14 protein-coding genes are annotated in these 14,580 nt (G+C 66.4%); 10 read left to right on the forward strand and 4 right to left on the reverse strand.

The features are described from left to right. Positions 1 to 229: 229 nt before the first annotated feature. The gene (gloA, locus tag N8888_RS16260) at positions 230 to 748 is read left to right on the forward strand and encodes a lactoylglutathione lyase (RefSeq protein ID WP_053518716.1); all 519 of its coding nucleotides are present in this window, start codon (positions 230 to 232) and stop codon (positions 746 to 748) included. Positions 749 to 895: 147 nt separating this feature from the next. Beyond that, positions 896 to 1,324: a VOC family protein gene (locus N8888_RS16265; protein WP_053518717.1), complete on the forward strand. Its 429-nt coding sequence runs from the start codon at positions 896 to 898 to the stop codon at positions 1,322 to 1,324. Positions 1,325 to 1,390: 66 nt separating this feature from the next. Here N8888_RS16265 and N8888_RS16270 read toward each other — a convergent pair whose 3' ends face one another. Both N8888_RS16270 and glmS read right to left on the reverse strand, forming a co-directional pair. Continuing rightward, positions 1,391 to 1,822 (reverse strand): CBS domain-containing protein, encoded by a 432-nt coding sequence (locus N8888_RS16270; RefSeq protein ID WP_053518718.1) that lies wholly within the window; start codon positions 1,820 to 1,822, stop codon positions 1,391 to 1,393. A gap of 448 nt (positions 1,823 to 2,270) precedes the next feature. Further along, a complete protein-coding gene (glmS, locus tag N8888_RS16275; RefSeq protein ID WP_053518721.1) occupies positions 2,271 to 4,109 on the reverse strand; it encodes a glutamine--fructose-6-phosphate transaminase (isomerizing) in 1,839 nt (612 codons plus the stop codon). A 203-nt stretch (positions 4,110 to 4,312) separates the two neighbouring features. On the opposite strand from glmS, the gene N8888_RS16280 reads away from it, so the two are divergent. From N8888_RS16280 to N8888_RS16310, 7 genes are all read left to right on the forward strand, one after another. Continuing rightward, positions 4,313 to 5,590 (forward strand): efflux RND transporter periplasmic adaptor subunit, encoded by a 1,278-nt coding sequence (locus tag N8888_RS16280; protein ID WP_053518722.1) that lies wholly within the window; start codon positions 4,313 to 4,315, stop codon positions 5,588 to 5,590. Positions 5,591 to 5,614: 24 nt separating this feature from the next. Continuing rightward, positions 5,615 to 6,337, forward strand: a complete 723-nt coding sequence (locus N8888_RS16285; protein WP_053518723.1) for an ABC transporter ATP-binding protein — start codon at positions 5,615 to 5,617, stop codon at positions 6,335 to 6,337. 10 nt (positions 6,338 to 6,347) lie between these two features. Further along, positions 6,348 to 7,652, forward strand: a complete 1,305-nt coding sequence (locus N8888_RS16290; RefSeq protein WP_053518747.1) for an ABC transporter permease — start codon at positions 6,348 to 6,350, stop codon at positions 7,650 to 7,652. 16 nt (positions 7,653 to 7,668) lie between these two features. After that, positions 7,669 to 8,892, forward strand: a complete 1,224-nt coding sequence (locus N8888_RS16295) for an ABC transporter permease (RefSeq protein WP_197571332.1) — start codon at positions 7,669 to 7,671, stop codon at positions 8,890 to 8,892. 1 nt (position 8,893) lies between these two features. Next, a complete protein-coding gene (locus tag N8888_RS16300) occupies positions 8,894 to 9,286 on the forward strand; it encodes a PDZ domain-containing protein (protein WP_180876814.1) in 393 nt (130 codons plus the stop codon). A gap of 123 nt (positions 9,287 to 9,409) precedes the next feature. Continuing rightward, on the forward strand, positions 9,410 to 10,756 hold the full coding sequence (locus N8888_RS16305) for a sigma-54-dependent transcriptional regulator (RefSeq protein WP_074899853.1): 1,347 nt from the start codon (positions 9,410 to 9,412) through the stop codon (positions 10,754 to 10,756). After that, positions 10,753 to 12,105: a sensor histidine kinase gene (locus tag N8888_RS16310; protein ID WP_053518729.1), complete on the forward strand. Its 1,353-nt coding sequence runs from the start codon at positions 10,753 to 10,755 to the stop codon at positions 12,103 to 12,105. The genes N8888_RS16305 and N8888_RS16310 overlap by 4 nt, the downstream gene beginning before the upstream one ends. 94 nt (positions 12,106 to 12,199) lie before the next feature. Here the strand turns inward: N8888_RS16310 and N8888_RS16315 are convergent, their stop codons facing one another. Then, complete coding sequence (locus N8888_RS16315; RefSeq protein WP_197571330.1) at positions 12,200 to 12,751, reverse strand: GNAT family N-acetyltransferase; 552 nt, start codon at positions 12,749 to 12,751, stop codon at positions 12,200 to 12,202. After that, positions 12,720 to 14,087, reverse strand: coding sequence for a bifunctional UDP-N-acetylglucosamine diphosphorylase/glucosamine-1-phosphate N-acetyltransferase GlmU (gene glmU / locus N8888_RS16320; protein ID WP_263175847.1), 1,368 nt, complete (start codon positions 14,085 to 14,087; stop codon positions 12,720 to 12,722). Before glmU ends, N8888_RS16315 begins: the two co-directional genes overlap by 32 nt. Before the next feature lie 80 nt (positions 14,088 to 14,167). On the opposite strand from glmU, the gene N8888_RS16325 reads away from it, so the two are divergent. Next, a complete protein-coding gene (locus tag N8888_RS16325) occupies positions 14,168 to 14,551 on the forward strand; it encodes a GtrA family protein (RefSeq protein WP_053518733.1) in 384 nt (127 codons plus the stop codon). Positions 14,552 to 14,580 lie beyond the last annotated feature (29 nt).

Below are 14,580 nucleotides of genomic sequence, written 5' to 3' on the forward strand. Positions count from 1 at the left end.
ACTGCCGCGCCGTACTGCTCTGGTTGCAGGCATTTCACCCGACGTTGCGGAAGCGCTCATCCCATTGCGGACGCACACCGATTATCCTGCGCTGCAACATGACCCGACGATCCCAGATCGACAACGAGGATGCAAGCGAAGTGTGGGTTCCGGCAACTGCCGGTTTCAGATGCAACTTCCAGCCACTCTCCGCGGGTCATTTCCCTCCATTGCTGACAGGACGCGAATCATGAGCCTTTCTTCCCTCCAACAGGTCCCCGGCGTCGCCGCCCAGGCCCCGGCCGAAACCACCGGCTTCGTGTTCAACCACACCATGCTGCGGGTGAAGGACATCACCGCCTCGCTGGACTTCTACACCCGCGTGCTGGGCTACCGGCTGATCGACAAGCGTGACTTCGCCGAAGCGCAGTTCAGCCTGTATTTCCTGGCCTACGTGCCGTCCGGCGCCGTGGTGCCGGAAGACGATGCCGAGCGCCGCCTGTGGATGGCCGGCCTGCCGGGCGTGCTGGAGCTGACCCACAACCACGGCACTGAAGCCCAGGATGGCCCGGTCTACCACGACGGCAACAGCGATCCGCGCGGCTTCGGCCACATCTGCGTCTCGGTGCCCGAGCTGGAAGCTGCCTGCCAGCGCTTCGAGGATCTGGGCGTGCCGTTCCAGAAGCGCCTGACCGACGGTCGCATGAAGAACATCGCCTTCATCAAGGACCCCGACGGCTACTGGGTGGAAATCATCGCCAACGCCTGATCCGGAAAGGGGCACAATTGCGCTGGCGCCAGGCCATGCCCGGCGGCCTTGCTCCGATATTCATCGCATGGGAAGCAGGCCGCGCTGCGCGCTCGCCGGGCGCGGCCCGGCGCTATCCACACTGTCCCCTTTTCTGCAGAGGTACGCATGGAAACTATGGAACTGCACCGCGGTCGATTGATCGATCACCTGCAGCTGGTGGTGCGCGACCTGCCGGCCAGCCGCCGCTTCTACCAGGCGGTGTTCGACACGATCGGCATTCCGGTTGCCGGCGAAGGGCCGGACTATTTCTGGGCTGACGAGCTGTTCATTTCCACCGCCAGCAGCGAAGCCGCTGCCGGCCAGCTGACCGGACGCCACCACCTGGCATTCCAGGCGCGCGATGCGGCGACCGTCGATGCGTTTCATGCTGCCGCCATCGCCGCTGGCGGCACCGACAACGGCGCACCGGGCGAGCGCCCCTATCATCCGGGCTACTACGGCGCGTTCGTGCTTGACCCGGATGGCAACAACATCGAAGTGGTCTATCACGGCCCGGCGCGCTACAGCGCCGATTCGGTGAAGGTGACGTTCTGATTCCACCGCTGCCGTGAACGAAGAAGCCGGGCAGTGCCCGGCTTCTTTTTTTCTACTGCGCCGGCGTCAATGCGCGGCCATGTAGATGTCCTGCAGCACGGCCTTTTCCAGCTCCAGCTCGCCCAGCAGATTCTTCACGATGTCGCCCAGGCTGAGGATGCCGACCAGGCGCGTGCCATCGGTGACCATCAGATGACGGCGCCGCGAGTACGTCATCAACGACATGGCCTGCTTCAGGGTGGCCTCGGGTGCGATGCCTTCCAGCCCCGTGGACGGCAGGGTGGAAATCACCCGGCGGCCGGCCTGCGGGCCATCGTCAGCCAGGGTACGCACGATGTCTTTCTCGGAGATGATGCCGACCGGCGCATCATCCTTCATCACCACCAGGGCAGCGATCCTGTTCGCGCTCATCTTGTGGGCGGCGGCACCGATGGTGTCTTCCGCATCGATGGTGATGACAGCTTCTTTCTTGGATTGCAGGAGTTCGCGGACGTTCATTCTTGTTTCCTGTTGCAGGTCACTGAAGTCAAAAAAGTGTGCTCTTCCGATTCGCCCCCTCCCCGGGAACAGACCTTTCAGCGCACGTCTGGCGCACCGGTCTGCCCATGGGGAATGCATCGGCAAGGCGAGGTGCTGCAACGCGAACGAGGCGGGTCCGGCAACGCAACCCGTATCTCGGTCGGCTCGATTCTACGACTGCGATCCTCGGTCACTACCGGCATCGATAGGACAGTACGTCGTGGGAACCTGCCGACAATCCAGAGAATGGCACTGCGGCTGAAACCGCCGCTGAACACAAGCGGTGCCGTACGTTAAAGATTGATTGCCTGCTGCCGAGCGCGGACAGAACACCCTGCGGGTGTCCCACTTGGCGCTGTGAGCGGCGCAAACGAAAGGGGGCCACGTGGCCCCCTTCACCTGCAGCATCCCATGCAGCCGACGGCAGTTACTCCACCGTCACGCTCTTGGCCAGGTTGCGCGGCTTGTCCACGTCGGTGCCACGCGCCAGTGCGGTGTGGTAGGCCAGCAACTGCACCGGAATGGTATGCACCACCGGACTGAGCACGCCCGCGTGGCGCGGCGTACGGATCACATGCACGCCTTCGCTTTCGGAGAAGTTGCTGTCCTGGTCGGCGAACACGAACAGCTCGCCTCCCCGCGCGCGGACTTCCTGCATGTTCGACTTCACCTTCTCCAGCAGGCTGTCGTTGGGGGCGATCACCACCACCGGCATGTCCTCGTCCACCAGCGCCAGCGGACCGTGCTTGAGCTCGCCCGCCGGATACGCCTCGGCATGGATATAGGAGATCTCCTTGAGCTTGAGCGAACCTTCCAGTGCGATCGGATAGTGCAGTCCACGGCCCAGGAACAGCGCGTTGGATTTGCGCGCGAAGCGCTCGGCCCAGGCCGCGATCTGCGGCTCCAGGTTCAACGCGTGCTGCACGCTGCCCGGCAGGAAGCGCAGCTGCTCCAGATAGTCGGCTTCCTGTGCGGCATCGACGCGCCCATGCAGCTTGCCCAGCACCACGGTCAGCTGGAACAGCGCGGCCAGCTGGGTAGTGAACGCCTTGGTCGAAGCCACGCCGATCTCGGCCCCGGCACGGGTATAGCAGACCAGTTCACTGGCGCGTGGAATCGCGCTTTCCGGCACGTTGCAGATAGACAGCGTGTGCTGGTGGCCGAGCGACTTGGCGTACTTCAGCGCCTCCATCGTGTCCAGCGTTTCGCCGGACTGGGAGATCGTCACCACCAGGTGCTTCGGGTTCGCATACGCCGCGCGGTAGCGGTACTCGCTGGCGATCTCCACGCTGCACGGCAGGCCGGCGATGGACTCGATCCAGTAGCGCGCGGTCAGGCCGGCGTAGTAGCTGGTGCCGCACGCCAGGATCTGCACGCCTTCGATGCCCGCCAGCACCGCCTCGGCATTCCTGCCGAACAGCTCGGCCGGGAAGCCACCGGCGTCGATCGCCGCCTCGATGGTGTCACCCAGCGCGCGCGGCTGCTCGTGGATTTCCTTCTGCATGAAATGGCGGTAAGGGCCGAGTTCCAGCGAGGCCAGCGACACGTCGGACAGGTGCACCTCGCGCTGTACCGGCTGATCGTGCTCGTCGAAGATGCGCACGCCCTCGCGGCGCACCTCGGCCGTGTCGCCCTCCTCCAGGAAGATCACCTTGCGGGTGGCCGAGATCACCGCCGAGACATCGGAGGCAACGAAATTCTCGCCCTCGCCCAGGCCGACCAGCAGCGGGCAGCCCATGCGTGCGCAGACGAAGCGCTCCGGCTCGGCACGGCTGACCACGGCCAGTGCATAGGCGCCGGTGAGTTCCTTCACGGTGCGCTGCAGCGCCACCAGCAGATCGTCACCGCTCTGCAGATGATGATGGATCAGGTGGGCGATCACTTCGGTGTCGGTCTGCGACTCGAAGGTGTAGCCCAGCGCGCGCAGCCGCTCGCGCTGTTCTTCATGGTTCTCGATGATGCCGTTGTGGACCAGGGCCACGCCCTGGCTGATGTGCGGATGCGCATTGGCCTCGGTGACGCCGCCATGGGTGGCCCAACGCGTATGGCCGATACCCAGCTGCGCATTGAACCCCTCGGCGGCGGCGGCAGCGGCCATCTCGGCGACCCGGCCGGTACGGCGGACGCGGTGCACGTCAGGTTGATCGGTCGCGTCGATCACCGCGATGCCTGAAGAATCGTAGCCGCGGTACTCCAGTCGCTTCAGACCTTCGATCAGCACCGGCACCACGTCGCGATCAGCGATCGCTCCCACGATTCCACACATGTCACGCATTTCCTTGAAGACGGTCGCGGCATTCTAGCGTGCGTGTCCGGTTTCCCCCTCCTGTCCGCTTAATGAATGTGTCCGCACAGGTGTCCGCGGACACCCGGACACCGCCACTCGAATTGCAACTCATTGATAGGAAAGGAAATAAAGTTGGCACGCAACGTGCTTGGTATGGATCACCACCGTCAGGCACGAACCCGATGATCCGCGACACTTCCGCCCAGGACCAGATCGTTTCCTCCACCCCGGCCCGCCCGACCGCCGCCGCCTGGCATCGCTACCGTTGGCCGGCACTGGGCAGCATCGCCCTGCTCGCCGGCATCGGCTGGGCCGTGTACGCCTGGGCAAACGCCAGCCGCTCGTTCGACAGCAGCCGGGTGCGCATCGCCGAAGTGCAACGTGGCGACCTGGTGCGTGACATCGCTGCCGACGGCCGTGTGATCGCCGCCAACAGCCCGGTGCTGTATGCGATCTCCGCCGGTACCGTGGACCTGAAGGTCGTGGCCGGCGACGTGGTCAAGAAGGGACAGGAGCTGGCGATCATCGACAGCCCGGAACTGCGCAGCAAGCTGGCCCAGGAACAGGCCACCCTGGCTGGCCTGGAAGCCGAGGCCAGCCGCGCCGCGCTGGACGCAACGCTGGCCCGCGCCAAGTCGCGCAAGGAAACCGATCAGGCCACCATCGAGCGCCAGGCTGCCGATCGCGACCTGCAACGCTACCAGCGCGGCTTCGACGGCGGTGCGGTGCCGCAGATCGACCTGGCCAAGGCCCAGGACAGCCTGAAGAAGGCCGACATCAGCCTTGCCAACGCCACCACCGATGCCCGCCTGCAGAGCCAGGGCGCCGACCTGGATGCACGCAACAAGCGGTTGCTGGCCGATCGCCAGAAGGCGGTGGTGGCCGAAGTGCAGCGCCAGGTCGATGCGCTGACCCTGCGCGCGCCGTTTGATGGCCAGGTAGGCCAGGTGCAGGCCACCCAGTCCACCAACCTGGCGGCCAATGCGCCGGTGCTGGGCGTGGTGGACCTGTCCAAGTTCGAAGTCGAGATCAAGGTTCCGGAAAGCTTCGCTCGTGATCTGGCCATCGGCATGCCCGCACAGCTCACCGGCGGCAACGGCCAGCCGTTCCCGGGCGAGATCAGCGCGGTGTCGCCGGAAGTGGTGAACGGCGAGGTCAATGCCCGCGTGCGCTTCGCCGACAAGCAGCCCGAAGGCCTGCGCCAGAGCCAGCGGATGTCGGTCCGGGTGCTGCTGGATACCCGCAAGAACGTGCTGAAGGTCGAGCGCGGCCCGTTCGTCGAACAGGGCAACGGCGTGGCCTACGTGATGGATGGCCGCACGGCGGTGCGCCGTCCGGTGGAACTGGGCGTCAGCAGCCTGGGCGAAGTGGAAATCAAGTCGGGTGTGCAGCCGGGCGACCGTATCGTGGTCTCCGGCAGCGACCTGTTCAAGGACGCCGAACGCGTCTCCGTCAACTGATACATCCTGGAGAGAGGACACCCCATGTACATGCTCGAAATGCGTTCGGTCGCCAAGGTCTTCCGCACTGAACAGGTGGAAACCCATGCACTGCGCTCGCTGGAACTGCAGGTCAAGGAGGGCGAGTTCGTCGCCGTCACCGGTCCCTCCGGCTCCGGCAAGACCACCTTCCTCAACATCGCCGGCCTGCTGGAAACCTTCACCAGCGGCACCTACCTGCTTGATGGCGAGGATGTCAGCCAGCTCGGTGACGATGCGCGCAGCCGCCTGCGCAACCAGAAGATCGGCTTCATCTTCCAGGGCTTCAACCTGATTCCGGACCTGAACCTGTTCGACAACGTCGACGTGCCGCTTCGCTACCGCAAGATGAGTGCCGGCGAGCGCCGTGAGCGCATCGAGAAGGCGCTGACCCAGGTCGGCCTGGGCTCACGCATGAAGCACTACCCGAACGAACTGTCCGGCGGCCAGCAGCAGCGCGCGGCGATTGCCCGTGCCCTCGCCGGCAGCCCGCGCCTGCTGCTGGCCGACGAACCGACCGGCAACCTGGATACGCAGATGGCACGTGGCGTGATGGAGCTGCTGGAGGAAATCAACGCGGCCGGCACCACCATCGTCATGGTCACCCATGATCCGGAACTGGCCGCGCGTGCGCAGCGCAACGTGCACATCGTCGATGGCCAGGTCACCGACCTGGTGCGCGAGCCGGTGCTGGCCACCCCGCGCCGCATCGTCGCCGTCAACGAGTGAGGGCATGCCCATGTTCGCCTACTACGCTCGACTGGCGGTACGCAGCTTCCGCCGCAACAAGGTACTGACCGCGCTGATGGTGGTGGCCATCGCACTGGGCATCGGTGCCTCGATGACCACCCTGACCGTGTTCCATGTCCTGTCCGGCGATCCGATTCCGGAGAAGAGCGACCGCCTGTTCTACGCGCAGCTCGATCCGCGGCCGCGCTCCGGCTACCTGACGGACGAGGAGCCGGAAGGCCAGATGACGCGGTTCGACGCCGAAGCCCTGCTGCGCGAGAAGCGCGCCGTGCACCAGGCGATGATGAGTGGCGGCAGTGCCATCGTCGAGCCGGAGGGCAGCACCCTCAAGCCGTTCTCGGTGGATACGCGCTGGACCTCGGCGGACTTCTTCCCGATGTTCAACGTGCCGATGCAGTACGGCCGCGCCTGGTCTGCCAGCGACGACGATGCGCACAGCCGCGTGGTGGTGCTGTCCAAGGCCATCAATGAAAAGCTGTTCCAGGGCGCCAACAGCGTGGGCCGGGAGATACGCGTGAACAGCCAGTCGCTGCGCGTGATCGGCGTGATGAAGGAATGGAATCCCGAACCGCAGTTCTTCGACCTGACCACCGGTTCCTACGGCAAGGACGAGGACCTGCTGGTGCCGTTCTCCACTGCCATGGATCTGGATTTCGGCAACAACGGCAACATGAACTGCTTCCGCGACGGCGGCCCGGGCGGCGACAGCCACTCGCTCAGTGCGGCCTGCACCTGGATCCAGTACTGGGTCGAGCTGGAGCCGGGCAAGGTCGATGACTACCGCCGCTATCTGGTGAACTACTCCGACCAGCAGCGCGCTGCAGGCCGCTTCGAGCGTCCCGCCAACGTGCGTGTGCGCAGCGTCATGGAGTGGCTGGACTTCAACGGTGCGGTGCCCAGCGACGTGCGCCTGCAGATGTGGCTGGCGCTGGGCTTCCTGGGCGTGTGCCTGGTCAATACGGTCGGTCTGCTGCTGGCCAAGTTCCTGCGCCGCAGCGGTGAGATCGGCGTGCGGCGTGCGCTGGGTGCCAGCCGTGGGCAGATCTTCCTGCAGTGCCTGGTCGAAGCCGGTGCCATCGGTGTGGTCGGCGGTGTGCTCGGCATCGGCCTGGCCCTGATCGGTCTGGCCGCAGTGCGCAGGCAGCCGGTGGAGTACGCCCAGCTGGCCCATCTGGACGGCAGCATGCTGCTGCTCGCCCTCGGCCTGACCCTGCTGGCCAGCCTGGCCGCCGGATTCCTTCCGGCCTGGCGTGCCATGCAGGTCACCCCCGCCATCCAGCTCAAGTCGCAGTAAGCACAAGGACACTGCCATGGATATCCGCCCCATCCTCAGCACGCTGCGCCGGCACAAGACCGCCGCTGCCCTGATCGTGCTGGAAATCGCGCTGACCTGCGCCATCGTCTGCAACGCGTTGTTCCTGGTCAGCCAGCGCGTGGAGAAGATCACCCAGCCCAGCGGCCTGGCCGAGAACGAACTGGTGATCGTCCGTACCAGTGGCATCGGTACCCAGACCAATGCCATGGCGCGTACCCAGGAAGACCTGGCCGCGCTGCGCGCCGTTCCCGGTGCGACCAGCGTGACCAAGGTCAACCAGCTGCCGTTCCGCCCCAGCTCGTCCAATACCAGCATCTCGCGCGAGCGCGACCAGGAACGGCCGACGACCTCGGCGACGCTGTACATGTTCAACGAAGGTGCGTTGTCCACCCTGGGCCTGCAGCTGGTGGCCGGCCGTGACTTCCTGCCCAGCGAGTACATCGACTTCGAGGACGCACGCAAGTCGGCCAGCACCACACCGGACAAGGCATCGGCGGTGATCCTCAACCAGGCCGTGGCCGAGAAGATGTTCCCGGGCCAGAACCCGCTGGGCAAGACCTTCTACATGGGTCGGCAGGCGCTGCACGTGGTGGGCGTGGTTGCCCACCTCGCGCCGCCGACGGACTGGAACAACAACACCACCCTGTCGATGATCCTGCCGGTGCGCACCGACTTCGCCAGCGGCGGCCCGTACATGCTGCGCACCACGCCTGAACGCCGCGATGAAGTGCTGAAGGGTGCCCTGGCGGCCCTGGAACGCAACGATCCCAACCGCCTGGTGCGCGAGAAGCTCAGCTATGAGGACCAGCGCAACGACTACTTCAAGAACGACCGGGCGATGGTCGGGCTGCTGGTCACCGTATGCATCGCCCTGCTGGTGGTGACGGCGCTGGGCATCGTCGGCCTGGCCAGCTTCTGGGTGCAGCAGCGCAGCAAGCAGATCGGCATCCGCCGTGCCCTCGGTGCCACCCGCGGCCAGGTGCTGCGCTACTTCCAGACCGAGAACTTCCTGCTGGCCTCGCTGGGCATCGTGCTGGGCATGCTGGCGGCCTACGCCATCAATCTGTGGTTGATGAACATGTACGAGCTGCCTCGCATGCCGCTGCTGTACCTGCCGCTGGGTGCGGTGCTGCTGTGGGCACTGGGCCAGATCGCCGTGTTCGGCCCTGCGCGCCGGGCGGCCGCCGTGCCTCCGGCCGTCGCCACGCGGGGGGCCTGACATGCGCGCACCTTTCCTGGCGATGATGCTGATGCTGCCACTGCCGGCCCTTGCCGGCAGCAGCAACCAGCAGACCATGAGCTGGCAGGACGACGGCGCCCATGTGGCGCTGGCTTCCTCGGGTGGCCACGTGCGGGTCGATGCGGCGCATCCGGAGGCGCGCTTCGGCGTGCGCCGTGGCGACCGCATCCTGCGCGTGGACGATACCGCCGTGCAGCAGGTCGACCAGCTGACAGCCGCGATGCAGGCCACCGACGCATCCAGCGTACGGCTGCTGCTGCAGCGCGATGGAAAGACGCTGACCGTGCCGGTGTCCCTGGCTGGCTGGCGGCCCCTGCTGTCACCGCCCACCGCACCACCACCGCCGCCGGCTCCGCCGCCGCCACGACGGTGATCCGGCACCGGCTGCAGGGCGGCAGCTTTTAGCTATGCTTGATGGGTGGCGCCGGCTCCTGCCGGCGCCCTGGAACCTACAGCTCTCTCCGGCGCTGCCCATCCCTTTTTCCAGAACCGGTCCATGCCCGCGATCCTCATCATCGACGACAACGCCAGCGTGGGCACCGCGCTGGACGTGCTGTTCTCCCTGCACGACATCGACACGCTGCAGGCACAGAGCCCGGCCGAAGGCCTGGCCCTGCTCGAATCGCAGCCGGTGGACCTGGTGATCCAGGACATGAACTTCAGCGAGGACACCACCTCCGGCGAGGAAGGTGAGGCTCTGTTCGCACAGATCCGCGCACGCCACCCCGACCTGCCGGTGATCCTGCTGACCGCCTGGACCCATCTGAGCAGCGCGGTGGACCTGGTCAAGGCCGGCGCGGCCGATTACCTGGCCAAGCCCTGGGACGACCGCAAGCTGCTGACCACGGTCAACAACCTGCTGGAACTGTCCGAAGCACGTCGCGAACTGGACCGTCGGCGCGAACGCGAGCAGCGTCAGCGCACCGCGCTGGAACAGAAGTACGACCTCAGTGGTGCCGTCTTCGCCGATCCTGCCAGTGAACGCGTGATCGCCCTGGCCTGCCAGGTCGCACGCTCCGAACTGCCGGTCCTGATCACCGGACCCAATGGCGCCGGCAAGGAGAAGATCGCGCAGATCATCCAGGCCAATTCGCTGGTGGCAAAGGGACCGTTCGTCACGGTCAACTGTGGTGCGCTGCCGTCCGAGCTGATCGAAGCCGAGCTGTTCGGCGCCGAGGCAGGTGCCTACACCGGTGCCAACAAGGCGCGCGAAGGCAAGTTCGAGGCGGCCGATGGAGGCACCCTGTTCCTGGATGAGATCGGCAACCTGTCGCTGGGCGGGCAGATGAAGCTGCTGCGCGTGCTGGAGACCGGTCGCTTCGAGCGCCTGGGCTCCAACCGCGAACGCCAGGTCAAGGTACGCGTGGTCAGCGCCACCAATGCCGACCTGCCGGCGATGATCCGCGACGGCACGTTCCGCGAGGACCTGTACTACCGCCTCAACACCGTGGAGCTGGTGCTGCCGCCGCTGGCCGAGCGGCCCGGCGACATCCTGCCGCTGGCCGAACGCTTCCTGGCGGGCGGCAAGCCGTTGTCCAGCGCCGCCGCTGCCGCGTTGCAACGGCACCCGTGGCCGGGCAACGTGCGCGAACTGCGCAACGTGATCCAGCGCGCCGAGCTGCTGGCCACCGGCAACCGCATCGAAGTGACCGATCTCAACCTGCCACGCGCTCCGGCTGCGCCACGCCCGGCGCCGAGCGCCGGCAACGATCCGGACCGCACGCGCATCGAGGAGGTACTGGCGCGCAATCATGGGGTCATCGCGCAGGCGGCCGCCGAACTCGGTCTCAGCCGCCAGGCACTGTACCGGCGCATGGACCGCCACGGCATTCCGCGCGAATGAAGCGACGCTCGTTCACCTTCCGCCTGTTCCTGCGCCTGCTGCCGGTGCTGGCGCTGGCTGCCGCGCTGCCCTGGCTGCTGGCCTACTGGCTCGACCACGGCTGGGCGGTGGCCATCGTATCCACGGTGATCCTGCTTGCCCTGATGTGGTGGGCGCTGCGCCGCGCCACCGCACCGGTCCGCTCGCTGATGCGTGCGTTGTCCGGCACCACCAGCAGCTACCGCGATGGCGAGTACAACTTCGGCGTTCACTGGGAAGGCAACGACGAACTGGGTGACCTGGTGAAGGCACATCGCGAGCTGGGCGACGTGCTGCGCGAGCAGCGCCAGGGTCTGGTGCAACGCGAACTGCTGCTGGACACGATGGTGCAGAACACGCCCGTGGCGATGCTGCTGATCGCATCAGGCGGCGATGGCATCGCCCGTGTGGTGTTCTCCAACCTGGCTGCGCGCAAGCTGCTGCATGGTGGCTGGAAGCTGGAGGGCCAGCGCCTGGAGGAGGTGCTGGAGCAGGTGCCGGTGGAACTGCGCGACGCCATCGCCCGCGGCGGCGACAGCCTGTTCGCGGTGCAGGCCGAAGGCGAGGACGGCGACGAGGATGACGAGCAGGTCTACCATCTCTCGCGGCGCGCGTTCCATCTCAATGGACGGCCCCATGATCTGCTGCTGGTGCGTCTGCTCACCGCCGAGCTGCGCAGGCAGGAGGTCCAGACCTGGAAGAAGGTGATCCGGGTGATCAGCCACGAGCTGAACAATTCGCTGGCACCGATTGCCTCGCTGGCGCATTCCGGAGGGGAACTGGTCAAGCGTGAGCGGTTCGACCGCCTGCCGGAGATCTTCACCACCATCGAAGATCGCGCCCGCCACCTGGAGGGATTCATCCGCGGATACGCACGCTTCGCCAAGCTGCCACAGCCCCAGCTGCAGACCGTGCACTGGGCCCCGTTCCTGTCCAGCCTGCGCCAGCAGATTCCGTTCGGCATGGAGCAGGAGCCGGACGAGGAGATGAGCAGCCGCATCGATATCGCGCAGTTCGGGCAGGCACTGCTGAACCTGCTGAAGAACGCGCACGAAGCCTGCGCGGAAGCCGATCCGCCCAACGATGACGTGCAGGTGCAGTTGACCCGCCTGCCCCAGTGGCTGCGTCTGGATGTGCTTGATCGCGGCAAAGGCATGAACGAGCAGGTACTGCAGAATGCGTTGATGCCGTTCTATTCGACCAAGCGCAACGGCACCGGGCTGGGACTGGCGCTGACCCGGGAGATCGTGGAGGCGCACGGTGGACGGGTGTCGCTGCAGAACCGCAGTGAGGGTGGGTTGTGTGTTTCGATCCTGCTGCCGGCGGGGTGAGGTGACGCTCCGGGAAGCGGAAGCGGCCGCTCCACTCGCCGGGCATGACCCGGCGCTGCCCGACATCATTGGCGAAGGCACCCCGGAACGACCTTCAGCCATCCATCGAAGACAGGACACGCCGCATCGCCACCCGTAGATGCATCGGAAACCCCAATGCGGCTTCCTCCGCCATCACGGCCTGCAGCCCGTCACCCCATTCCTCCTGCGCAAGCCCCACGAATCCCTCGCCGGCATAGAACGGCGCATTCCACGGCACGTCTGCCAGCGTCGTCAGCACCGCAGAGCGATAGCCCTGGGTCCCGGCCATTGCCAACGCGTGCCGCAGCAAAGCACGACCATGGCCACGACGCGCATGCGCCGGGTCCACATCCATCTGCAGCACATGGAATTCGCCGCACAGCCCGCCTGCCAGCAGGTAACCGGCGATGCCGCCGCCGTCGGCGTCATCCACCACCCACAGCTGCCCACGCCGGAGGCCGTCCCGCAGCGCCTGCAGATCCAGGCCGTGGCCGGCGAACACCGGATAGGCTTCGTGGCCCTTCAGCAGTTCGCCGGCACGCTGTTCGATCGCCGGCAGCACGCCGAGCTCGTCGGCATGCGGAATCCGTGGCTCAGGATTTCTTGACCGGCCGCTTCCAGCCATCGATGGTTTCCTGCCGTGCGCGTGCCAGCGTCAGCTTGCCGTCCGGCGCGGTGCGGGTGATGACCGAACCGGCGGCGATGGTGGCGCCCTCGCCGATCAGCACCGGCGCCACCAGCGAGCTGTTGGAACCGATGAAGGCATTGTCGCCGATGGTCGTGGTCGACTTGTTCACGCCGTCGTAGTTGCAGGTGATGGTGCCGGCGCCGATGTTCACCTTGCTGCCGATCACCGCATCGCCCAGATAGGTCAGGTGGTTGGCCTTGCTGCCCACGCCGAGGGTCACTTTCTTGGTCTCCACGAAGTTGCCTACGTGGACGCCATCGGCGAGCACCGTGCCCGGGCGCAGCCGGGCGAACGGACCGACGGATGCGGCACCTTCGGTGACCACCCCTTCCAGGTCGCAGTGCGCGCGCACTTCGGTGCCCGGCCCGAGCGTCACGTCCTTGAGTCGATTGAACGGGCCGATGGTCACGCCATCTCCCAGCACCACCTTGCCCTCGAGAATGACATCGACATCGATGAGCACATCGCTGCCGACCGTCACGCTGCCGCGGATATCCAGCCGTGACGGGTCCAGCACGCGCGCGCCCTGCGCGCACAGCGCACGTACTGCGCGGCGCTGCCACGCGCGCTCGAGCTGCGCCAGCTGCCAGGGATCGTTCGCCCCTTCTGCTTCCTGCACATCGGCCACCAGTGCCATCTCGGCCGGGGTGAACTCACGGGCTGCAAAGGCAAATACGTCGGTCAGGTAGTACTCGCCCTGCGCGTTGCTGTTGGACAGCTGCGAGAGCCACCGGCGCAGCGCGGTCGATTCGGCGGTGATGATGCCGGTATTGATCGTGCGCACGCGCAGTTGGTCATCGCTGGCGTCCTTCTGTTCGACGATGGCACCGACCCGGCCCTCGGCGTCGCGCAGCACGCGGCCATAACCGGTCGGGTCATCCACATCGGCCACAAGCACGGCCAGCCGGCCCGGCTGCGCCAGCAGGTCGCGCAGCGTCTGCGCGCGGATCAACGGCACATCGCCGTACAGCACCAGCACCTGCGCGGCGTCGGGCACCTGCGGCATCGCCTGCGCGACCGCGTGGCCGGTCCCCAGCTGCCGTGCCTGCTCGGCCCATTGCAGGTCGGTCTGGTCGGCGAAGTGGCGCCGCACTGCCTCGCCACCATGGCCATACACCACGTGGATCGCAGCGGGGTCCAGCTCGCGGGCGGCAGCGATGACATGCGCGAGCATCGGCTGCCCGGCGATCGGCTGCAGCACCTTCGGCAGCACCGACTTCATGCGCTTGCCGGCACCTGCGGCCAGGATGATCACGTGCAGGGGTTGGGTCATGGGGGGAATCCGTGGTTCGATGACACCGATTCTAGAGCGTGGCCCGTTAACATGGATGCCCCTCCTTCTTCAGCATGCCGATGAGCCTCATCCGCCAGGGAAGCACCTACCTCGTCATCGGGCTCGTGCAGCTGCTGGTCGACTGGGTGGTCTTCGTGGCGGCCACCGCACTGGGGTTGCCGGTTGCACCGGCCAACGTCACGGGCCGGCTGGCGGGGATGCTGCTGGGCTTCTGGCTCAACGGTCGCTACACGTTCGCCGAGCCGGGCACGCACAAGCTGGGCTGGAAGCGCTTTGCGCGCTTCTGCGCGCTGTGGCTGCTGCTGACGGCGGCCAGCACGCTGCTGGTCAGCCTGGTCGACCAGGCTCTGGGCCTGCGCTACGCGTGGCTGGCCAAGCCGCTGGTCGAGGGCGGACTGGCGGCGGTGTCGTTCCTGCTGATGCGCCACGTGGTCTACCGCTGACCGGCGGTGATGGCGCACAAACAAAAACG

It is taken from the genome of Stenotrophomonas maltophilia (assembly GCF_025642255.1).
GTDB classification, from domain to species: domain Bacteria; phylum Pseudomonadota; class Gammaproteobacteria; order Xanthomonadales; family Xanthomonadaceae; genus Stenotrophomonas; species Stenotrophomonas maltophilia_P.